Origin of the sequence: Corallococcus exiguus (assembly GCF_009909105.1) — a bacterium.
In the GTDB taxonomy this organism is placed as follows: Bacteria; Myxococcota; Myxococcia; order Myxococcales; family Myxococcaceae; genus Corallococcus; species Corallococcus exiguus.
On sequence record NZ_JAAAPK010000001.1, the window covers coordinates 1105105 to 1126625 of the forward strand.

At 69.5% G+C, this 21521-nt stretch carries 16 protein-coding genes; 8 read left to right on the forward strand and 8 right to left on the reverse strand.

What is annotated here, in order from left to right:
- Nucleotides 1–93: 93 nt before the first annotated feature.
- Nucleotides 94–2331 (forward strand): D-alanyl-D-alanine carboxypeptidase/D-alanyl-D-alanine endopeptidase, encoded by a 2238-nt coding sequence (gene dacB / locus GTZ93_RS04525; protein ID WP_390624850.1) that lies wholly within the window; start codon nt 94–96, stop codon nt 2329–2331.
- Between the two features lie 262 nt (nt 2332–2593).
- Complete coding sequence (locus GTZ93_RS04530; RefSeq protein ID WP_120579133.1) at nt 2594–3112, forward strand: single-stranded DNA-binding protein; 519 nt, start codon at nt 2594–2596, stop codon at nt 3110–3112.
- A 114-nt stretch (nt 3113–3226) separates the two neighbouring features.
- On the opposite strand, the gene GTZ93_RS04535 is transcribed toward GTZ93_RS04530, so the two are convergent.
- Nucleotides 3227–3910, reverse strand: coding sequence for a succinate dehydrogenase (locus GTZ93_RS04535; protein WP_139916755.1), 684 nt, complete (start codon nt 3908–3910; stop codon nt 3227–3229).
- A 273-nt stretch (nt 3911–4183) separates the two neighbouring features.
- On the opposite strand from GTZ93_RS04535, the gene GTZ93_RS04540 reads away from it, so the two are divergent.
- The 5 genes from GTZ93_RS04540 (at nt 4184) to GTZ93_RS04560 (ending at nt 11862) form a co-directional block, all read left to right on the forward strand.
- Nucleotides 4184–5077 (forward strand): Hsp33 family molecular chaperone HslO, encoded by an 894-nt coding sequence (locus GTZ93_RS04540; RefSeq protein WP_139916757.1) that lies wholly within the window; start codon nt 4184–4186, stop codon nt 5075–5077.
- Nucleotides 5078–5237: 160 nt separating this feature from the next.
- On the forward strand, nt 5238–5933 hold the full coding sequence (locus tag GTZ93_RS04545; RefSeq protein WP_139916759.1) for a phosphoribosyltransferase: 696 nt from the start codon (nt 5238–5240) through the stop codon (nt 5931–5933).
- Between the two features lie 27 nt (nt 5934–5960).
- Nucleotides 5961–7889, forward strand: a complete 1929-nt coding sequence (selB, locus tag GTZ93_RS04550) for a selenocysteine-specific translation elongation factor (protein ID WP_139916761.1) — start codon at nt 5961–5963, stop codon at nt 7887–7889.
- A complete protein-coding gene (locus tag GTZ93_RS04555) occupies nt 7886–10396 on the forward strand; it encodes an ATP-binding protein (protein ID WP_139916763.1) in 2511 nt (836 codons plus the stop codon). Before selB ends, GTZ93_RS04555 begins: the two co-directional genes overlap by 4 nt.
- Nucleotides 10393–11862, forward strand: a complete 1470-nt coding sequence (locus tag GTZ93_RS04560; RefSeq protein ID WP_139916765.1) for a sigma-54-dependent transcriptional regulator — start codon at nt 10393–10395, stop codon at nt 11860–11862. Before GTZ93_RS04555 ends, GTZ93_RS04560 begins: the two co-directional genes overlap by 4 nt.
- Before the next feature lie 519 nt (nt 11863–12381).
- Here GTZ93_RS04560 and GTZ93_RS04565 read toward each other — a convergent pair.
- From GTZ93_RS04565 to GTZ93_RS04595, 7 genes are read right to left on the reverse strand one after another with little or no spacing between them, the layout of a single operon-like run.
- On the reverse strand, nt 12382–13941 hold the full coding sequence (locus GTZ93_RS04565; RefSeq protein ID WP_120579126.1) for an NADH-quinone oxidoreductase subunit N: 1560 nt from the start codon (nt 13939–13941) through the stop codon (nt 12382–12384).
- Between the two features lie 15 nt (nt 13942–13956).
- A complete protein-coding gene (locus tag GTZ93_RS04570; protein WP_139916767.1) occupies nt 13957–15648 on the reverse strand; it encodes a complex I subunit 4 family protein in 1692 nt (563 codons plus the stop codon).
- Nucleotides 15645–17873: an NADH-quinone oxidoreductase subunit L gene (gene nuoL, locus GTZ93_RS04575; RefSeq protein ID WP_139916769.1), complete on the reverse strand. Its 2229-nt coding sequence runs from the start codon at nt 17871–17873 to the stop codon at nt 15645–15647. Before nuoL ends, GTZ93_RS04570 begins: the two co-directional genes overlap by 4 nt.
- A gap of 25 nt (nt 17874–17898) precedes the next feature.
- Nucleotides 17899–18201: an NADH-quinone oxidoreductase subunit NuoK gene (gene nuoK / locus GTZ93_RS04580; protein WP_120527355.1), complete on the reverse strand. Its 303-nt coding sequence runs from the start codon at nt 18199–18201 to the stop codon at nt 17899–17901.
- A 25-nt stretch (nt 18202–18226) separates the two neighbouring features.
- Nucleotides 18227–18733: an NADH-quinone oxidoreductase subunit J family protein gene (locus GTZ93_RS04585; RefSeq protein ID WP_120579123.1), complete on the reverse strand. Its 507-nt coding sequence runs from the start codon at nt 18731–18733 to the stop codon at nt 18227–18229.
- Nucleotides 18730–20070, reverse strand: a complete 1341-nt coding sequence (nuoF, locus tag GTZ93_RS04590; protein ID WP_120579122.1) for an NADH-quinone oxidoreductase subunit NuoF — start codon at nt 20068–20070, stop codon at nt 18730–18732. Before nuoF ends, GTZ93_RS04585 begins: the two co-directional genes overlap by 4 nt.
- A gap of 40 nt (nt 20071–20110) precedes the next feature.
- Nucleotides 20111–20599 (reverse strand): NADH-quinone oxidoreductase subunit NuoE family protein, encoded by a 489-nt coding sequence (locus GTZ93_RS04595; RefSeq protein ID WP_120579121.1) that lies wholly within the window; start codon nt 20597–20599, stop codon nt 20111–20113.
- 104 nt (nt 20600–20703) lie between these two features.
- On the opposite strand from GTZ93_RS04595, the gene GTZ93_RS04600 reads away from it, so the two are divergent.
- Entirely contained in the window at nt 20704–21456 is a 753-nt protein-coding gene (locus GTZ93_RS04600; protein WP_120579120.1) for a TIGR02266 family protein, read from the forward strand.
- The last annotated feature ends 65 nt before the right edge of the window (nt 21457–21521 follow it).

The following is a 21521-nucleotide window of genomic DNA, read 5'->3' on the forward strand; positions in this document are numbered from 1 at the left end:
GGGCAGGGTAACAGCGACCGTGGATCCGTCCCCCACCCTTGCCGCCCCTTTCGTCCCTTCTTCATAATGGATCGCGACTTCCCTGGAGCGTGCGTGCAGGTTTTTCGAACCAGACCCTTCTGGGCAGCGACCGTCATTGCCCTGTGGCTCCCTTCCGCCACCCTGGCTGCGTCGCCGTCCGCCGACAAAAAGGCTGAACGCGAGGCGCTGAAGAACGCGCTCGTGCAGGTCATGCAGCGCACCGCGCTCAAGAGCAGCCGCGTCGGCGTCCACATGCAGAGCCTGGACGACGGCACCGTGGTGTTCAGCCACAACGCGGACGAACTGCTCAACCCCGCCTCCAACGTGAAGCTCGTCACGTCCTCCGCGGCGCTCGTCGCCCTGGGGCCGGAGTTCCGCTACGAGACGGAGTTCCTCGTCGAGGCGGAGATGCCCGCCGACGGCAAGGTCAAGACGCTCTACGTGCGCGGCAAGGGCGACCCCACCGTCACCACCGAGCGCCTCTACGGCATGACCTCCGAGCTGCTCCACGCGGGCCTCAAGGAGGTGCAGGACATCGTCGTGGACGATTCCTGGTTCGACGCCGAGCGCACCCCGCCGGGCTACGACCAGGAGGACTCCGACCGCGCGTACATGGCGCCCACTGGCGCGGTGAGCCTCAACTGGAACGCGGTCGCCGTCTACGTGCGCGCCGCTCCCGGCGGCAAGGCCGTGGTGGACATGGAGCCGCCCAGCGACTTCTTCGTCGTGGAGAACACCGTCACCAGCGGCCCCGGCCGCGCGCGGCGCGTGTCCGTGAAGTCCGACGCGTACGGCGACAAGCAGAAGATCGTCGTCAAGGGCCAGGTCCCCGACGAGCGCGGCGCCGTCAGCGTCTGGAAGAAGATCGACAGCCCGCCCCTGTACTTCGGCGGGTCGCTCAAGCAGTTGCTCGTGTCGCGCGGCGTGAAGGTGAAGGGCAAGGTGAAGCTGGGCCTGACGCCGTCCCGCGCGAAGGTCGTGCACGTGGCGCAATCCGACACGTTCGACATCGTCCTCAAGCGCCTCAACAAGCTCTCCAGCAACTTCGTCGCGGAGACGCTCCTCAAGACGATGGGCGCGGAGCTGCGTGGACAGCCGGGCTCGTTCGCCAAGGGCATCGACGTGGTGGAGGAGTTCCTGGACCGCGACGTGGGCATCCCGCGCGGCACCTACGTGATGAAGAACGGCAGCGGTCTCAACGACGCCAACCGCTTCTCCACCGCGCAGGTGGACCGGCTCCTGCGCCACATGTACGAGCGCTTCCCGCTGGCCCCGGAGTACCTGTCCTCGCTGGGCATCGCCGGCAAGGACGGCACGCTCAAGTACCGCTTCGACGGCACGGACGCCGTGGGCCGGCTGCGCGCCAAGACGGGCACCCTGGAGGGCGTCTCCGCGCTCAGCGGCTACGTGCAGTCCGCGGGCGGTGAGAAGTTCTCCTTCTCCATCATGGTCAACGACTACGCGGGCCGCGCCGGTCCCGTCGTCGCGGGCATGGACGCGCTGGGCGCCGCCGTGGCCGCCACCGGCTCCACGCTGGGGCCGGGCAACGCGCTGGCCTCCCTCAATGAGGGCCAGAAGGCGCAGGGCGGTCTGCCGGACATCGCCAACCGCGTGAAGACCTACCTGGAGCTGGGCAAGCAGCGCGATCAACGCAACATCGGCTTCCTGCGCACCGCGTGGCGCAGCGAGCGCGACCCCGCCGTGCGCGCCGTGCTGGCGGAGAGCCTCTACCAGTCCAACCCGCACGACTACCTGGGCACCCGCACGCTGCTGGACAGCTACTCCGCCACGGATGACGTCTACGGCCGCCTGCGCCAGGTGGCCCACGCCCTGTCCGTGGGCGTGCCCGGCGTGAGCAGCATGGTGGAGCTGGCCTCTGGCGGAAACACGGAGGCCCTGGCCCGCGTGCTGGAGCTGTGCCGCGCGGCCGGCACCGCCCGTGACGTCGAGGCGCAGGACGAACTGGCGGATGGCCTGGGCGAGGTGGCCCGCACCGCCCCCGAGGAGCTGGTCGTTGCCCTGCGCACCGCCAGCACCGTGGAGCGCGACGCGACCGTGCCGCTCCTGGCCCAGGGGCTGGTGAAGACCGGGGACACCACCCACCCGTTCTGGAAGTCCCTGCGCAAGCTGGGCGCTGGCGGGACGGATGCCCAGCTCGTCGCCTTCGCCAAGGGGCTGGACTCCACTCTCACCACCAAGACGGCCGAGGCCCGGACCTCCCAGCGCGCCCAGCCCGTCCAGGTGGTCGCGCCCGCTTCCGCCACGCCCAACGTGGTCCCTGCCTCCGGGGTCCTCCGCCCGGGCGGGTAGTCCCTCGCTTCGGCATCCCTCCGCCCGGACGTTCCCGTCCGGGCGGGCTGTCCCCGCTGCCGGCTCCCGGCACCTCCCAACATCGCGGAATCCTTGAAGCCTCCCGCCAGGGGAGCAGGCGGACGTGCGTCCCCGGCACCCCTGGCCGTTTAGTGGCCCGGGGAATGTCAGTGGTGGATGCTATGGGCTGAAGGACCTGTCGGGGCGTGTGGCCTCGCAGGTTTGTTCCTGGCCCTAGAGGGGTCAGGTATCGGGAGGAAACATGGCTGGAGGCGTGAACAAGGTCATTCTCATCGGCAACCTCGGGGCGGACCCCGAAGTGCGCTTCACCCCGGGCGGTCAGGCCGTGGCGAACTTCCGCATCGCGACGAGCGAGAGCTGGAACGACAAGAACGGCCAGAAGCAGGAGCGCACCGAGTGGCACCGCATCGTCGTCTGGGGAAAGCTCGCGGAGCTGTGCGGCGAGTACCTCAAGAAGGGACGGCAGTGCTTCGTCGAAGGCCGTCTGCAGACGCGCGAGTGGATGGATAAGGAAAACAAGAAGAACTACACCACCGAGGTCGTCGCCACCTCCGTCACCTTCCTCGGCGGCCGTGACGCCGGTGAGGGCTACAGCGGCGGCAGCGGCGGCAGTGGCGGTGGGCGCCGGCAGCAGCCGCAGGGCAACGGCGGCTACGGGCAGGGGCGTGACGACTTCGGCCAGCCTCCCCCTCCCATGGACGACGGTGGCGGCATGGGCGGCGGCAACCACGGCGGCACGGACGACGACATCCCGTTCTAACGCCCTGGGGCCATTCCCCTGAAAAGCGAACCGGCCGCTCCTGGATGTCAGGGGCGGCCGGTCGTGTTTTCGGGCACCGGGGCTTCAAGGCCCCGGCGCTTCTTCAGGACTGCTTCAGCCGACGTCCAGGCCGGCAGGGCCGTACGCCGCGCCCGCCGTGTAGAGCGCGTAGATGGCGCCCCAGGACATGGCCAGCAGGATGAGGAAGATGAGGATGGAGAAGGGCTCGAAGCGGCGCATGGAGCGGTCGCTCGCGAAGATGCCCCAGCCCATGGCGAAGGTCTGCAGGCCGTTGGCCAGGTGGTACGCGGTGCCCAGCGTGCCCAGCAGGTAAACCATCAGCGTGGGGCCGTGGTAGTGCATCTCCCGGGCGATATCCATGAAGGGCTCCGCGTGGCCCTCCACCAGGCGCGGGTGCAGGAAGGCCAGCCAGATGTGGGCGCCCAGGAACGCGAGCACGCCCAGGCCCGCCACGCGCTGCACGATGTACTTGAGGTTGCCGTAGTTGCTGTACGCGAGGTTGTTGGGCTTCATGGTGAAGATGCGCACCAGGCCCCACGCCGTGTGGATGAGCAGCGGCAGCATGACGATGATGAACGTGAACGCCTGGGCGAACGGGTTCGCGTACTCCGTCACCGACTTTTCCCAGGCCGTCGCGCCGTAGAAGGCGGACAGGTTGTCCCACAGATGGTTGATGACCCAGATGCTCAGGGGCACCACGGCGAGGAACGACCCCAGCCGCGACTTCAACAGGGGGTTGCGGTCGGTGAGGGCTTCGGCGGTGGCTTGGGTGCTCATCGGGTCTCCAGCGGGGCGCGCGGATGGGTGGGGTGGAAGACCCCCGCGAGCCCAAGTCAGGGCCTGGGTGATACGGCCATCACGCGGTTTATAGCCGTTCCGTCACGCGGGCTGGATTTCTTCCGCATCCGCCCGTGCCAGCGGGGGAACACCGACTCATAAGCCCTGGCGATGCCAGCCCCCCGCCCTGACTGCTGGCCGCCGGGCAGGCGGCCCGTCTCCGTCCCTCTTCCGTTGGCGGGCGCGAACGGGTGGGGCACGCTAACCAGCCCTATGCCTGATGAGCTTGTCAGTGGATTGTTGAAGGCGACGGACCTGCGCCTGGTGCTGGCCACCACCGGTGACCTGTCCCGCCAGGCCCGCGCCACGCACCAGAGCATGCCGGCCTCCGCCGCGCTCCTGTCCCAGGGCCTCACCGTCGCCGCCCTCATGGGGTCGCTCCGCAAGGGCACGGACTCCCGGATCAACGTGCAACTGGAGTGCGACGGCCCCCTGCGCGGCCTCTTCGTGGACGGCGACGCGAACGGCGTCGTGCGCGGCTACGTGAAGAACACCCTGGTGGAGTACTCCGGCTCGGAGGGGCGCTATCACTGGCGCCCGGTGCTGGGGAACCAGGGCTTCCTGTCCGTGCTGCGCGACCAGGGCGGCGGCGAGTACTACCGCTCGTCCGTGGAGCTGGAGCACTTCGACCTGGTGGCGGACCTGGAGCGCTACTTCCACCAGTCGGATCAGGTGCCCTCGCACCTGCTGGTGGCGCAGCTGCCCGGCCAGGTGGACGGCCAGGAGGATCCGCTCGCCACGGTGGTGGGTCTGCTCGTGCAGCCCCTGCCCAACGGGGATAAGGACGCCTTCAAGGCGCTGGGCACCCGGCTCAAGGCGCAGTTCCAGACGGCCGTGCAGGCGCACGCGCAGGCTGGGGCGGAGACGCTCCTGCGCTCGCTCGTCCCGGAGGCGGACCTGGAGGTCATGTCGCGCTACCCGCTGCGCTTCACCTGTTCGTGCAGCCGGGACCGCGTGAAGCTCGCGCTGCTCGCCATGGGCCGCGAGGAGCTGAAGGACCTGCTGGAGAAGGAAGGCCAGGCGGAGGCCACCTGCCAGTTCTGCACGACGCGCTATGTCATCCCCGGCGCGGAGATCCAGCAGATGCTCACCGAGGGCAGCGCCTGAGCCTGTCCCCGTGGACAAGGCGCCTGTCACGAAGACAGACATCCTTCGTTCCGGGGACTTTTCAGCGCCTCACATCCTCAGGGGAGGCACTCGCGGCGGTTGTGGCGGGGTCGCGGTGCTCGGGATATGACAGGGCCGCACCTCACCCGGAGCTTTCGCCGTGGCCATCAAGCGGGCAGCGCCGCCGAAGTCCCAGGACCAGCGCAACCCTTCCCAGAAGTCTGCCGTGCCCTCCGCCGCCCAGAAGGACGGGGCGGAGAAGCTCGTCTCCATTCCCAATGACATGATCCTGGCGCCCCAGGTGGAGGCCCCTCGCCAACCCACCGGCCGCGACCAGTCCCGGCACAAGTCCACGGGCGTGGTGGAGCTGTCGTGGGCGGAGTTCGACCGGAAGGTGCAGCAGCTGGCGCGCACCATCCGGCAAGCGTGGGAGCCCCAGGCGGTGGTGGGCGTGGCCCACGGCGGCGTGTATGTGGGCGGGGCGCTCGCGGGCGCGCTTGGCTGCAAGTTCTTCCCCGTGCGCATCAGCCGCCGCAGCCGCGACAAGGCCGAGCGCACCCCGGAGCGTGGCCAGCCGCAGGTGAGCGAGGAGATGCCCCTGGATATCAAGGGCTGCCGCGTGCTCATCGTGGATGACATCGCGTCCAGCGGGGACACGCTGGAGCTGGCCACGGCGCTCGCGAAGAAGGTGGGCGCGAAGGAGATCCGCACCGCGTGCCTCATCGCGCGGCCGGAGGGCTTCACGCCGGACCACGTGGGGCTGTCCACGGACTCGCTCTTCGTCTTCCCGTGGGACTACCAGCCGGTGATGGGCGACGCGCACTTCGACGACGACCCGGACAAGGCCGGGGCCTGAGTCCAGCCGAAGGGCGTTGACGCGGCGATGATCATCGGGACGGCGGGGCACATCGACCACGGCAAGACGTCCCTCGTGAAGGCGCTGACGGGCACTGACACCGACCGGCTCCCGGAGGAGAAGCGGCGGGGCATCACCCTGGAGCTGGGCTTCGCCCACCTGCCGCTGCCGGACGGACAGGTGGCGGGCGTGGTGGACGTGCCCGGCCACGAGCGCTTCGTGAAGGCCATGGCCGCGGGCGCGGGTGGCGTGGACCTGGCCGTGCTGGTGGTCGCGGCGGACGAAGGCGTCATGCCCCAGACGCGCGAGCACCTGGACATCTGCCGCCTGCTCGGCGTGAAGGCGGGCGTCGTCGCGCTCACCAAGGCGGACCTGTTGGAGGGCCTGGGCGACGACTGGCGCGCGCTGGTGGAGGCGGACCTCGCCGCGCTCACCGTCGGCACCTTCCTGGAGACCGCGCCCGTGGTGCCGGTGTCCTCGCGCACGGGGCAGGGCCTGCCGGAGCTGAAGGCGGCGCTCGCGAGCGCGGGCGCTTCTCTGCCACGGCGTCCCTCGGAGGGCCCCGTGTTCCTCCCGGTGGACCGGGCCTTCACCATCAAGGGCTTCGGCACGGTGGTGACGGGCACGCTGTTGTCCGGCGCGCTGGCGGTGGATGACGCGGTGTCGCTGCTTCCCTCGGTGGCCGGTGCGCGTCCGGGTCCCTTTCGCGTCCGCGGCGTGCAGGTGCACGGCCAGCCGGTGGCGCGCGTGGAGGCGGGGCAGCGCGCGGCGGTGAACGTGACGGACGTGCAGACGGAGGACGTGCACCGGGGCATGGTGCTCACGCGCGCGGGCGAGCTGCCGGAGACGTCCATGCTGGACGTGGAGCTGACGCTGCTGCCCGCCGCGGAAGCCCCGCTGCCCAAGCGCCGCAAGCTGCTGCTGCACCTGGGCACCGCGCAGGTGGAGGCCACGGTGGCGCTGCTGGACCTGGAGTCGCTTTCGCCCGGGGAGACGGGGCTCGCGCAGCTGCGGCTGGAGTCTCCGGTGGGGGCGCTCGTGGGCCAGCGCTTCATCCTGCGCGGCTCGCGCGCGCTGCCGGGACGGGGCGCCACGGTGGCCGGGGGCCGCGTGCTCTCCATCACGCCGCCGCGCCGGCGCAAGGGTGCGTCGTCGGTGGTGCGGCCGCTCCTGGAGGCGGACGCGGCAGGGCAGGTGGGGTGGCTCCTCAGGCAGGCGGGCTACGCGGGGCTCACGCAGACGGAGCTGTTCGGCCGCTCGGGGCTTTCGCCCAAGGTGCTCACGCGCACGCTGGAGTTGCTGGGCGCGAAGGGGCAGGTGCTGCTGGTGGACCGCGACCGGCGGCTCTACGTGGCGCAGGACGTGTTCGAGGGGCTGCGCCAGCGCTCGCTCGCGCTGCTCGCCGCGTTCCATGAACGCGAGCCCATGCGCGAGGGCCTGTCCCGCGAGGAGCTCCGTCAGCGGCTCTCCGCCCAACTGGACGCGCGCTTGTTCCAACGCGTGGTGCAGGCGCTGGTGGACTCCAGCGGCGTGGAGGCGGAGAAGGACCTGGTGCGCCTCAAGGGCCGGGGCCGTACGCTCACGCTGGGCGACGAGGCCGCGCGCACGCGCCTGTCCGCGGAGCTGTCCGCGGCGGGGCTCGCGCCGCCCACCGTCACGGAGCTGTCGCAGAAGTTGGGGCTCCCGCCCGCGAAGCTGCAGGAGTTGTTGAAGGTGCTGGTGGCGTCAGGCACTGGCGTGCGGGTGAGCGAGGAACTGTGCTTCGACACGGGCGCGCTGGAGGACCTGCGCGGACGGCTGGTGACGTACCTGAAGGACCAGAAGGAGATTTCCACGCAGGGCTTCAAGGAACTGGTGGGCCAGAGCCGCAAGTTCACCATCCCCCTGTCGGAATACTTCGACCGGGAGAAGGTGACGCTGAGGGTGGGGGACAAACGGGTGCTGCGTCGCGGATGAGTGACAAGGCCTACAGCGAGCCGGAACTGCGTGCCCTGGTGGATGCCTTCACCCAGCCCGTGCTGGTGGTGGAGGGGGAGGGGCACGTCTGGGTGGCCAATGCCGCGTACGCGCGGCTGCTGGGACTGCCCGTGGAGCAGGTGGAGGGGCGTTCCTTCCTGGACTTCGTCCAGCCAGAGGAGCGCAGCCGGATGGGAGACCGCTTCCACCGGGTCGCCACGGGTGCGCCGCTGGACGGGCGTCCGCAGCTCTACAAGATATTCAGCGTCCACGGGGCGACGGGCGAGGTCTACGTGCAGGCCAACCCCCTGCGGCTGGACAACGGGCGCTTCGCCCTGCTGCTCAGCTGCATGGTGGTGGCGGAGCGCCCCCGGGAGCTGGTGGTGGCGGAGCGGTTGGTGGACACGTCCGCGGGGCTGGTGTCCGCGCGCTCGGAGGAGGGCGTGCGGCGCGTGGCGCTGGCGGGCCTGGAGGCCGCGGGCTTCCGGGCGCGGCTCCTGCGCTGGGACGGCACGCGGTGGGTGGTGCGCGACGGCGTGTCCATCCCGGCGGATTCGCACCTGGCGCTGGAGGCGCTGTCGGACGGGCGGCCGGTGTTCGGCGGCGCGGACCATGCGCAGCCCACGCACGCGTACCTGCCGGTGGGCGGGCCGCAGTCGGAGGTGCTCTGGGTGGCGGGCCCGTGGGTGGCGCCCCGGCACGGCTCGGTGCTGACGCTGTTCGCGAAGGTGGTGGGCGCGGCGCTCGCGGACGCCCACCTCCAGGCGGACGGCGCGCGCAGCCGCTGGGAGGTGGAGTCGGTGGCGGAGATGGCGCGCTTCGTGGCGCAGCCCGTGCCCCCGCCGCCGGAGACGTTCCTCGCGCGCGTGGCGGAGCTGCTCCAGGCCCGCGCGGTGGCGCTGCACGTCGTCCCCGAACCGGGGGAGGCCCCCCGGCTCTCCGCCCACGTGGGGCTGGAGGAGGGGAGTGACGCGGAGGCCGTGCGCGCCACCGGCGTGCTGCTGGCCGCGTCGCTGCGGGAGGACGGAGGCGTGCTGTCCTCCGAGTCGCAGGGGCGCGCGCTGGAGACCCTGTCCCAGGGCCGCCTGGGCAGCGGGACGGCGGCGCGGCTCACCCGCGGCGGTGAGAGCGTGGGCGTGGTGCAGGCGCTGCGCGCGAAGGAGCGGCCCTTCGACGAGCGAGACGCGCGGCTGTTGTCCACGCTCGCGGAGCTGCTGGTGACGCTCCTGGAACAGCGCCGGCTCCGCGCCGAGTCCGCGCGCCAGCTCACGGAGACGCGCCTCCTGCTGGACCTGGCGCGCACCACGTCCGGCGTGCTGGAGACGGCGAGCATCCTGGACGTCGCGTCCGACTTCCTGGTGCACCTGCTGGATGTGTCCAACTGCTTCATCCTGCTCTACGACGAACAGGCCAAGGTGCTGCGCGGAGCGGCGGCGTCGGCGACCCACCGGGACATGTTCCGCACGGTGGTGGTGCCGCTGGACAGCGACGACCTGGCCGCGCGCGTGGCGCAGGAGCGCAAGCCCATCGCGGTGGAGGACCTGACGTCCGCGAGCACCTCCGTGAGCGCGGTGCTCATCGACCGGCTGGGGGAGAAGGCGCTCCTGGGCCTGCCGCTGACCTCGCGCGAGGAGCTCATCGGCGTGGTGCTGGTGGACGACGTGCGCGGCCCGCGCCCCTTCGGCCCGGAGCTGATTGAACTGGCGGAGGCGACGTGCGGCCAGCTGGCGCTGTCCATCGCCAACGCGCGCCTCTACGAATCGCTGTGGGCCAGCTACGCGGAACTGGCCGCCACCCGCGCGGAGATGGTGAAGCGCGAGCGCTTCGCCGCGCTGGGCGAGCTGTCCGCCATCGTCGCCCACGAGGTGCGCAATCCGCTGGGCGTCATCTTCAACGCGGTGGCCACGCTCCGGCGCATCATGAACCCCGGGGGGGACACGGCCATGCTGTTGGACATCGTCGCGGAGGAGAGCGACCGCCTCAACCGCATGGTGGCGGACCTGCTGGACTTCACCCGCCCGCGCAACCCGGTGCTCCAGCCGGAGGACCTCTTGCGCGTGCTCCAGGACGCCTTCGAGGCCGCGCGGGCGCAGGCTCCCACGGAGCGTCCGGTGTACATCTCCGTGGAGGTGGATCCCGGTCTCTCCGCGGTGCCCATGGACCGGCGGCAGATCCGCCAGGCCCTGTTCAACGTGGCCGTCAACGCCATCCAGTCCATGCCCCAGGGCGGCGACGTGCGGGTGCGTGGGCGCCGGGACACGCACGGAGGCCGCGAGCAGCTGCGCATCGACGTGATGGACCAGGGGCCGGGCATCCCGGCGGAGCTGCTCCACCGCGTCTTCGAACCCTTCTTCACCACCAAGGCCCAGGGCACCGGCCTGGGGCTGGCGGTGGTGAAGCGCATCCTGGAGGAGCACCGCGGCGAAATCGCCGTGGAGAGCGCCCCCGGACGCGGAACCACCTTCACCTTCTGGCTGCCGCTCACGCAGCCCCAGTCCTTCTCATGACCGACGCGACCACTCCGGTTCCCCGAGGCCGCATCCTCGTGGTGGACGACCAGCGCAACATGCGCGCCACCACCGCCCTGCTCCTGCGCGCGGAGGGCTACACCGTCAACGAAGCCGCCACCGGCGAGGAGGCCCTGGGCGTGCTCTCGCAGGGGCGCGTGGACCTGCTCCTCACCGACCTGAAGATGGAGCCCATGGACGGGCTCACGCTGCTCAAGCGCGCGCTGGAGGTGGCCCCGCGCCTCCAGGTCATCATGATGACGGCCTTCGGCTCCATCGAGAGCGCGGTGGAGGCCATGCGCATGGGGGCGTACGACTACGTCACCAAGCCCTTCAAGGAAGGCGAGCTGCGCTACCGCGTGGAGCGCGCCCTGGAGCGCGCGAAGCTCCAGGCGGCGGTGGACAACTTCGCCACGGAGTTCTACGAGCGCCACGGCCTGTCCGCGCTCGTGGGCCGCAGCCAGGCCATGCGCGAGCTCACCACGCGCCTCTTGCGCGTCGCCCAGAGCGACGCCACCGTCCTCATCCAGGGGGAGAGCGGCACGGGCAAGGAGCTGGTGGCCCGCGCCCTCCACGCGCACAGCCGCCGCAGCGGCCAGCCCTTCGTGCCCGTCAACTGCGCGGCCATCAGCGAAACGCTGCTGGAGAGCGAACTCTTCGGCCACGCCAAGGGCGCCTTCACCGGCGCGGTGAAGGCTCGCCGCGGCCTCTTCGAGGAGGCGGACAACGGCACGCTCTTCATCGACGAGGTGACGGAGACGAGCCCCACCTTCCAGTCCAAGCTCCTGCGCACGCTCCAGGACGGCGAGGTGCGCCGCGTGGGGGAATCCACCGCGCTGCGCGTGGACGTGAGAATCGCCGCGGCCACCAACCGCGACATCGAGCTGGAGGTGAAGGAGAAGCGCTTCCGCCAGGACCTCTACTACCGCCTCAACGTGGTGCTCTTGCGCGTGCCCCCGCTGCGCGAGCGCCTGGAGGACGTGCCCGCGCTGGCGGAGCACTTCCTGGTTCGCGCCAACAACCGCAGCCCCCGGCCCCGTCGCCTGTCCGCGTCCGCCGTGGAGCACCTGATGACGTACGACTTCCCCGGCAACGTGCGCGAGCTGGAGAACCTGGTGGAGCAGGCCGCCGCGCTCGCCGAAGCGGACGAACTGCTCCCCGAGGACTTCCCGCTGCGCCCCCAGAGCCGTGTGCTCTCCGCCGCCGCGCCTCCGACTGAAGCGCCTTTGCCCGAGGCCATGGGCCTGCCCCCCACCGACGTCGTGCGGCCCACCAGCACGGAGGCCACGGGCCCCACGCTGGCGGAGGTGGTGGAGGACGCGGAGCGCCGGGCCATCGTCCAGGCCCTGGAGCGCCACGGCGTGGACCTGGCCCGCGTGGCGGACGAGCTGGGCGTCTCCTCCACCACGCTGTGGCGGAAGATGAAGCGGCTCAACCTGCGGCCTCCCGCCGGTGCCCGCGAATAGCCTGCCAGCGAACTCGCACCTGCCTCTCAGTACGAGTGCAGATCCGAAATCACCTGCGTTCAGGGATGAAAAAACCAACCTCCTGAATTCGTTGATTGTTTTCATCCCTGAAACGCGATTTCAGGGCTGCAATGGGGCGAAGATGTTGCCCGGTCGTCCAAGTGCTTGAGAACTCTAGAGTTTCGTCCCAAACGGGCTCTGGCATGGCACCTGCTAAGGGTTAGGCTCGGGACGCATCGAAGCGAGGTTGAAAGTGGTTCCCCCCCACCCTTTCAGCACTTCCGGTGCGTTACCTTGAGAAGACCCGCGGCCCGACACCCTCACGGGTGCCGGGCCGCCTTCTTTTCCGCTCTCTGCATCATCGCCGCGTTGCAGCCGCCCGCATGACGCGGCGCGGATCCATTTCACTTCTGCAATGCGCGCGGCGTTTGACGCCGTGAGCCACGCCCCGCAACGACAACGCCCGCCAGGGCCAGGGGCCGAGGCGGGCGTCGGGTGCCGCGAGCTGCCGGCGAACGGCTACTGACCGAACAGCGTGCCGGCCTGGGCCAGCCAGTCGGTGACGTGGCCGGGGAGGATGCCCAGCAGCACGACGGCGACGGTGGAGATGACCAGCGCGGCCTCGGTGCCCCAGTTGCGCTCCAGCGGCTGGGCGCCTTCGGGGACGGGGTGCATGAACATGTAGACCACGACGCGCAGGTAGTAATACGCGCCCGCCGCGCTGCTGAGCACCGCGACCACCGTGAGGCCCACCAGGCCCACGTCGATGGCGGCCTGGAAGATGAGCAGCTTGCTCATGAAGCCCACCGTGGGGGGGATGCCGCCCAGGGACAGCATGAAGGCCGCCATGGCGAACGCCCAACCCGGACGGCGCTGCGCGAGGCCCGCGAAGCGCTCCAGGTCCCACGCGGTTCCCTTCTCCTCGTCCTCGCGGCGCTCCAGCGCGGAGACCATGGCGAAGGCGCCCGTCGCGCTGAAGGTGTACGCCAGCAGGTAGTACAGGATGCCGCGCAGCGCGTCCGAGCGCGCCACGTCCAGCGGCGTGCCACCGGACAGCGAGGACGCGGACAGCAGGCGGAAGTGCTCGCCCGGGGCCACGACGAACAGCGCCGCCACGCCCAGGAGCAGGTAGCCCGCGTGCGCGATGGAGGAGTACGCCAGCATGCGCTTCACGTTGCGCTGCGGAATCGCCATCAGGTTGCCGGCCACCATCGTGAGCAGCGCCAGCGTGGCGAAGAGCATCAGCGGCAGCTTGGGGTCCATGTCCTTGCCCACCGTGACGAACACGCGGACCAGCGACGCGAACGCCGCCGCCTTCACGCCCGCGCTCATGAGCGCCGTCACCGGGGTGGGGGCGCCCTCGTACACGTCGGGCGTCCACATGTGGAACGGCACGGCCGCCACCTTGAACGCGAAGCCCGCGGCGATGAGCACCGCGCCCACGTAGACGAGCGCCGGGGACGTGGACAGCGCCTGCTGCAGCGGGCCCGCCATGTCGTTGAGCTTCGTCGTGCCCGTGGCTCCGTACAGCAGCGCCGTTCCGTACAGCAGGACGGCCGAGGAGAAGGCGCCCAGGATGAAGTACTTGAAGCCCGCCTCGCTGGGGCGCGTGCCGCGGCGCAGGTACGCCGTCAGCGCGTACGTCGCGATGGAGAGCACCTCGATGTTGACGAAGATGGTGATGAACTCCGACGACATCGCCAGCAGGCTCATGCCCGCGGAGGCGAAGAGCATCAGCGCGTAGAACTCACCGCGCTCCGCTCCGCGCTTGCGCAGGAAGCCCACCGCGCTCAGCGCCGCCAGCCCCAGGCCCACGCTCACCACCAGGGTGAGGAAGCTGGAGAAGGGGTCCAACACGCCGAAGCCGAGGAACACCTCCTGCGGCGGCTCGAACATCAGGCCCACGGCCACGGCGCCGCTGGCCAGCGCCGCCACGACGGTGAGCACCGCCTGGTAGCCGCGGGACGCCGTCGCGGAGAGGAACACCTCCGACAACAGCAGGACGCAGGCTGCCACCACCATGATGATGGCGGGCAGCATGGGGAGGAAATCCGCCAGGGTGAGATTTGGCAGGTTCATGGAGTCTTTCGGGGCCTACTCGCGAACGGCGAGCGGCGCGGCGGGAACGGAGGGGCGGGCCGCGGCGGCGGTGGAGGGCAGGGACATCACCTCCACGCGCAGTTGGTCGTCCTTCGCCTGGGTGGCGCCCGGAGCGCCCACGCTGGCGCGAGCCACGTAGCGGTCCGTGGACGGAGCGATGCGGTCCAGGAAGGGCTGCGGCATCAGGCCCATCACCGCCACCAGCACGATGAAGGGGGCCGTGGTGAGCATCTCGCGCAGGTTCATGTCGCGCAGGTGCTGGTTCTCCCGGTGCGTGATGCTGCCGAAGAACACCTTCTGCACCATCCACAGCATGTACGCCGCGCCCAGGATGACGCCCAGCGTGGCGAACGCGCCAAAGCCCAGGGGCAGGGTGCTCTTGAACGTGCCCATCAGCACCAGGAACTCGCCGATGAAGCCGTTGGTGCCCGGCACCGCCACCGACGAGAAGGTGATGATGACGAACGCCGCGGTGAACACCGGCATCACCTTGGCGATGCCGCCGTAGTCCGACATCAGGCGCGTGTGGCGGCGCTCGTAGAGGAAGCCGAACAGGAGGAACAGCGCGCCCGTGGAGATGCCGTGGTTGAGCATCTGGTACGCGCTGCCCGTGGCGCCCTCACCGGTGACGGCGAGCAGGCCCAGCATGCAGTAGCCCAGGTGGCTGACGGACGAGTACGCGATGAGCTTCTTGATGTCCCGCTGCGCCAGGCACATCAGCGCGCCGTACACGATGCCAATCACGGCGAGCACCGCGAGGAACGGACGGGCCGCGTGCGCCGCCACGGGGAAGAGCGGGATGGCGAAGCGCCAGAAGCCGTAGGTGCCCATCTTCAGCATCACGCCGGCCAGAATCATGGAACCCGCCACCGGCGCCTGCACGTGCGCGTCCGGCAACCAGGTGTGCACCGGCCACATGGGGACCTTGATGGCGAACGCCAGCGCGAACGCGGCGAACATCCACGGCCCATACGTGTGCAGCGTGGCGGCCAGGCCCGTGAGCGACGCGCACGCGCCCTCCGGTCCGTTGGTGCACGCGGCGAGCTGCTGATTGGCGGCGAGCAGGTTGTTGTAGAGCGTGCCGTAGTCGAACGAGCGCACACCCGGGCCGCCGCTCACGAAGTATACCGCCACGATGGCCACCAGCATCAGCAGCGAGCCGACCAGCGTGTAGAGGAAGAACTTCACCGCCGCCATGCGCCGGTCCTCGGCGCCCCACACGCCCACCAGCAGGTACATGGGGATGAGCATGGCCTCGAAGAAGATGTAGAAGAGCAGGACGTCCATCGACGCCAGCGCGCCCAGCATCGTCGTCTGGAGCACCAGCAGCGCCAGGTGGAACTCCTTGATGCGGTGGCTGATGTACGTGGTGGAGGCGAGCACCACCAGCGGCCCCAGGAACACCGTCAGCAGCAGCAGGCTCGCCGCGAGTCCGTCCAGGCCCAGGTGGTAGCTCATCCCGAACTGCTGGAACCACGGGACGCGGAACTCCATCTGGAACTCCGCGCCGGAGGGCTCGAAGCGGAAGTACGCCCAGACGCCGAACACCAGGTCCAGCAGCATGCCCACGAAGGTGATGGCGCGGACCTGCCCGTGCTCACTGGCGGGCAGCGCGAGCACCAGCGCCGCGAACACGAGCGGCAGGTAGATGACGACGTTCAACAGGTGGGTGTCGAAGAAGCTCATGAAAGCACCTGCACGAGGGCGTAGACCGCGCCGCCCAGGATGGCGAGCGCCATGATGGCGGCGTAGGTCTGCGCGTCACCCGTCTGGAGCCGGCGCAGCCCGAGGCCCACCTTCTCCGTGACGTACGCGGTGCCGCGCACCAGCACCGTGTCGATGACGAGCGCGTCCACCACGCGGAAGAGGATGAAGGCCACGAACTTCACCGGCCGGATGAGGATGAACTCGTAGAGCTCATCCACGTAGAACTTGTTGAGCGCCGTGCGGCGCACCGCGCGGGCGAAGGCCGGCACGGGCTGGCCCACTCGCGAGGGGAAGAACTTCAGGTAGGCGAACGCCGCGGCCGCGCCGCCCGCGAGAGCCCACATCCACGCGAAGGCGTAGTCCCCGAGGGTCGGCGTGCTGGTGTCCAGCTGCACCGTCTTGGCCACGCGGGCCACCGTCTCCGCCGGGCGCAGCACGGGGGACAGGAAGTTCTCGAACACCGGCTGCATCCCGCCGCCCACGCGAGGCATCAGGGGCAGGGCGTAGGCGAAGGTCACGAAGGCGAGGAACGCCAGGATGACCAGCGGCAGCGTCATGTGCCACGCGCTCTCGTGCGCGTGCGCCAGCTTCGCTTCCGGGGACCGCTTGCCCGTGAAGGTGAGCAGGTAGACGCGCGACATGTAGAACGCCGTGGACGCGGTGATGAGCAGGCCCATCACGTAGACGAAGGTGGAGACCCACTCCAGGCCGTGCAGGTGGTTGTGGTGCACGCCGTGGAAGATGGCGTCCTTGGAGAAGAAGCCGGACATGATGGGGAAGATGCCGGTGATGGCCAGCGTGGAGATGAGGAACGTGGCGTGCGTCCACTTCATCTCCTTCCACAGGCCGCCCAGCTTCTTGATGTCCGTCTCGTCCCCGTTGCCGTGCATCACGCTGCCGGCGCCCAGGAAGAGGCAGGCCTTGAAGAACGCGTGCGTCATCAGGTGCATCGCGGCGGCCCAGAAGACGCCCATGCCCACGCCCATGAACATGATGCCCAGCTGGGACACCGTGGAGTAGGCGAGCACCTTCTTGATGTCGTCCTGCGCGAAGGCGATGAGCGCCGCCAAGAGCGACGTGAGCGCGCCCACGATGGCGATGGTCGCCATGGCGGTGGGAGAGAGCACCAGGAGCGAGCTCATGCGGCAGAACAGGTACACGCCCGCGGTCACCATCGTGGCGGCGTGGATGAGCGCGGAGACCGGCGTCGGGCCGGCCATCGCGTCCGGCAGCCAGACGTAGAGCGGCAGCTGCGCGCTCTTGCCCGCGGCGCCCAGCAGGAACAGCAGCATGATGGACGTCATCACGCCACCGAAGGTGTAGCCCGCCAGCGGCCCGGACTCGATGGGCGTGGCCAGGGACACCGCGCCGCCCGTGCCTTCCGGCAGGGCCAGGGCCAGCTTCTCCAGGCCCTTGAAGGTGACGGGGCCCTTCTGGGAGATGCCCTGCTCGTAGCGGGCGCGCGACGTGGACGCCGCGTTGTAGTCCCGCGCGTCCGCCTGGCGGTTGAAGGCGCCCACCGTGAGGATGAGCAGGAACGTGGCGATGAGGAACGCGAAGTCACCGATGCGGTTGGTGACGAACGCCTTGCGGCCCGCCCACGCCTTCGCGCTGTCCGTGTACCAGAAGCCGATGAGCAGGTAGCTGGCCATGCCAACGCCCTCCCAGCCCACGAAGAGCAGGACCAGGTTGTCGGCCATCACCAGCGTGAGCATCGCGGCGACGAAGAGGTTCAGGTACGCGAAGAAGCGCCAGTACCCATCGTCGTGCTCCATGTAGCTGGTGGAGTACAGGTGGATGAGGAAGCCGACGCCCGTGATGATGAGCAGCAGGATGCCCGACAGGTGGTCCACCAGCAGGCCGAAGTTCACCCGGAAGTCACCGGCGGCGAACCACGTCCCGTAGTCGTGCGCGATGGCGTAGCGGATGGTGTCCCGCTCGATGCCGAACGGGTTGACCATGCTCACCACGCGCCCGCCGGCCGCGTCGCTGGTGGCCCAGAAGGCCAGCAGGCTCAGCACGAAGGCGCCTGCGATGGCGGAGCACGCCACCAGGTGCACGTTGGCCCGGCCCAGCCACTTGCCGAACACGCCGCACACGAACGCGCCCAGCAGCGGCAGCAGGATGATCAACCCCAGCGAGGGCGAAAACACCTCCGGGGGGATGGGTGCGGTTCTGAAGAACTCGACGAGGGATCCGTCCATGGGTGTGCTCAGGGGTGACGGGGCGTTAGTGCTTCATCGTCCGGATGTCGTCGACGTTCACGGACCCGCGACTGCGGAAGACCGCGATGACGATGGCCAGACCGATGGCCGCTTCCGCGGCCGCCACGGCGATGACGAAGAAGGCGGACACGTGCCCGGTGCCTTCGCCGTGCATGCGCGCGAAGGCCAGGAACGTCAGGTTGACCGCGTTGAGCATCAGCTCCACGCACATGAAGACGACCAGCGCGTTGGTGCGCACCAGCACGCCGAACATGCCCATGCAGAAGAGGGCCGCGGCCAGCAGGAGGTAGTAGGTGATGGGGACCATTGGGTTGTCCGGAAGGTCGCGAGGATCAGATGCGGGACTTGGCCACCACCACCGCGCCCACCATGGCCACCAGCAGGAGCAGGCTGACCGCTTCGAAGGGCAACAGCCAGGTGGTGAAGATGGTCTCGCCGATGGCCGCCATGGTGCCGAACGCCGCCTGGCCCCGCGCGTCCAGCTGCGCGGGCTGCGCGTTCAGCCGGCCCAGCGTCACGGCCAGCACGGCCAGCAGGCCCACCGCGGAGGCGCCGCCCAGGAACCGCGTCGCCGTGGGCTTTCCGCGGTGCGGGGCGTCACCCAGGTTGAGCAGCATGATGACGAACAGGAAGAGCACCATGATGGCGCCCGCGTACACGAGCACCTGCACGGCGGCGACCGTGTGCGCCCAGAGCAGCACGTAGATGCCGGCCAGGAAGAAGAACGTCGACACCAGGGCCATGGCGGAGTTGATGGGGCTCCGCGCGGTGATGACCAGCCCCGCCGACAGCAGCGTCATGACGGCGAAGACGCCGAAGAGGACCAATTCGATGTTCAAGACCAGTCTCCGAAGGAACCCCAGGGGTGGTCACCGTACGGGCAGCGGTGCTCCCGTACGTGAGCCTCGAACTCGTCCCGGAACCGCATGAGGAAGGAGTGCGTGGGCAGCGCCGCCGCGTCACCCAGCGCGCAGATGGTGTTGCCCAGGCCGATGGGGGGGTAGGGCGCGATGGAGGAGGCGACGTTCGACAGCATGTCGATGTCGCTCAGCTCCGCGCGGCCTTCCTCGATCTTGCGCAGCAGGCGCGTCTGCCAGGGCGTGCCCTCGCGGCACGGGGTGCACTGGCCGCAGGACTCTTCCGCGTAGAAGCGGGCCACGCGCCAGAGGCTGCGCACCATGCAGGTGGCGTCGTCCATCACGATGACTCCGCCGGAGCCGGCCATCGTCTGCTTCATCTTCAGCGCCTCGAACTCCAGCGCCACGTCCAGCTCGTCCGCGCCCAGCACCGGCGCGGAGGAACCACCCGGGATGACCGCCTTGACCTTGCGGCCCTTGGGCATGCCCTGGCCGTACTGGTCGTCGTGGATCAGCTCCAGGATGGTGGTGTGCATCCCCACCTCGTAGACGCCGGGGCGGTTCACGGAGCCGGACAGGCACACCAGGTGCGTGCCGCCGGACTTGTCCGTGCCCAGCTTCGCGTACCACTCCGCGCCCTTGGCGAGGATGGGGGGCACGCTGGCGAGCGTCTCCACGTTGTTCACCACCGTGGGGCTGCCGAACAGGCCCACCACCGCGGGGAAGGGGGGCTTCAGGCGGGGCCAGCCCTTCTTGCCTTCCAGGGACTCCAGCAGCGCCGTCTCCTCGCCGCAGATGTACGCGCCCGCGCCCCGGACCACGTAGCAGTCGAGCGCGAAGTCCTTGCCCATCATCGTCTTGCCGAAGATGCCGGCCTTGTAGGCCTCATCGATGGCGGCCTGGGTGCGCTCCGCCTGGAACTTGAACTCGCCGCGCAGGTACACGTAGCAGGTGTGCACGCCCAGCGCGTACGACGCGATGGCGATGCCCTCCAGCATCATGTGCGGGTCGTTCTCCAGGATGTAGCGGTCCTTGAAGGTGCCCGGCTCGGACTCGTCCCCGTTGACGGCCAGGTACTTGGGCTTGGGGCTGTCCTTGGGGACGAAGCTCCACTTCATGCCCGTGGGGAAGCCCGCGCCGCCGCGGCCGCGGAGGTTGGACTTCTTCACCTCGTCGATGATGGCGGCGGGCTCCATGGAGAGCGCGCGCTTGAGCCCGTCATAGCCACCGCGCGAGCGGTAGCTGTCCAGGGTCCAGGACTGGGGCTTGCCCCAGGCCGCCGAGATGACGGGTTCGACCGCCTTTGCCGTAGAGGCCATGGATGAACGTCCTAGGAAAGCGAGGAGGAGGAGGGGCGACTCACGACAGCCGGGCCAGGATGGCGTCCAGCTTCGCCTGGGTCAGGCGCTCGTGGTGATCCTCGTTGATCTGCAGGCAGGGCGCCGTGCCGCAGGACGCCAGGCACTCCGTCTCGCGCAGGGTGAACTTGTCGTTCGTCTCCCCGGCGGTGAGGCCCAGCTTCTGCTCCAGGTACGCGAGCATCTTCTCCGCGCCCCAGAGGGAGCAGGAGAGGTTCGTGCAGACGTCGATGACGTACTTGCCCGGCTTCTTGAGGTGGTACATCACGTAGAAGCTGGCGACCTCGTAGGCGCGCTCCGGCGTGACCTCCAGGTTCTTCGCCACCAGCCGCAGACCATCAGGAGGCAACCACCCCTTGAGGTCCTGCAGCAGGCGCAGCGCGGGAAGCATGCCGGCGCTTTTGCGATCAGAGGGGTAGTGCGAGAGGATTTCCGCGATCCCCGCGTCGAACTTCTTCTGCTCTTCAGGAGTGAACAGGGGCTCCGCCATGGCGGGCCGTACGTATTGCCGCAATGGCTTCGTTGTCAACATAAACCCTCGGCGGTAGACTGGGCCGCCCTCAGCAAATTACCGAGCGATTTCAACCCCTTGTTATGAGCCTGGACCCTGCGGACCAGCGGCAGCACCCTCGCATCCCCACCATCCTCCGGGTGGACTACGCCCATGGGCGTCCGGTCCGGGACGTGACGGAAAACCTCTCCACCGGAGGGTTCTTCGTCCAGACCGAGCAGCTCTTCGCGGTGGGGGACGAGCTGCGGCTTGCTCTTTCTTTCCCGGGACTGCTGGATCCGGTAGAAGTCGCCGGGACGGTGGCGTGGGTGCGCCTGGCCGCGCCCGATCAGCCGGGCGGCGTGGGCATCCGTGTGGAGAGCGAGCAGGACCGGCGGCGACTGGGTGACATCTTGAGTGCGGCGGGACCCAACGACAACGCGGTGACCCCCTCTGAGCAGGACGGGTTCCGTGTGCTCATCGTCGAGGACAACCCGCACATCATCGAGATGTACAGCTACGTGCTGAAGAAGCTCGCGAGCAACGACCTGCACGGGAAGGTGCCGCTGGAGGTCCACTTCGCCCCGGACGGCCACCATGCCCTGCTGCGGCTGCGCGAGGACCGCTTCAGCCTGGTGATGCTGGACCTCTACATGCCGGTGATGGACGGCTTCGCCCTGGTGGAGCGCATCCGGGAGGAAGAGGAGCTCAAGGGCATCCCGGTCATCGCGATCTCCGCGGGTGGCAAGGAGGCCCAGGACCGGGCGATGCAGCTGGGGGTGGATATCTACCTGCGCAAGCCCGTGCGGTTCGTGGAAGTGCTGGAGACGGTGAAGCAGCTCCTGCGCATCCGGTAGGACCCGGGTGATTCCCCAGGCGCTTCTTCGTCGCACCAGACGTTGAAGCGCCGGGCGGGTGCCGC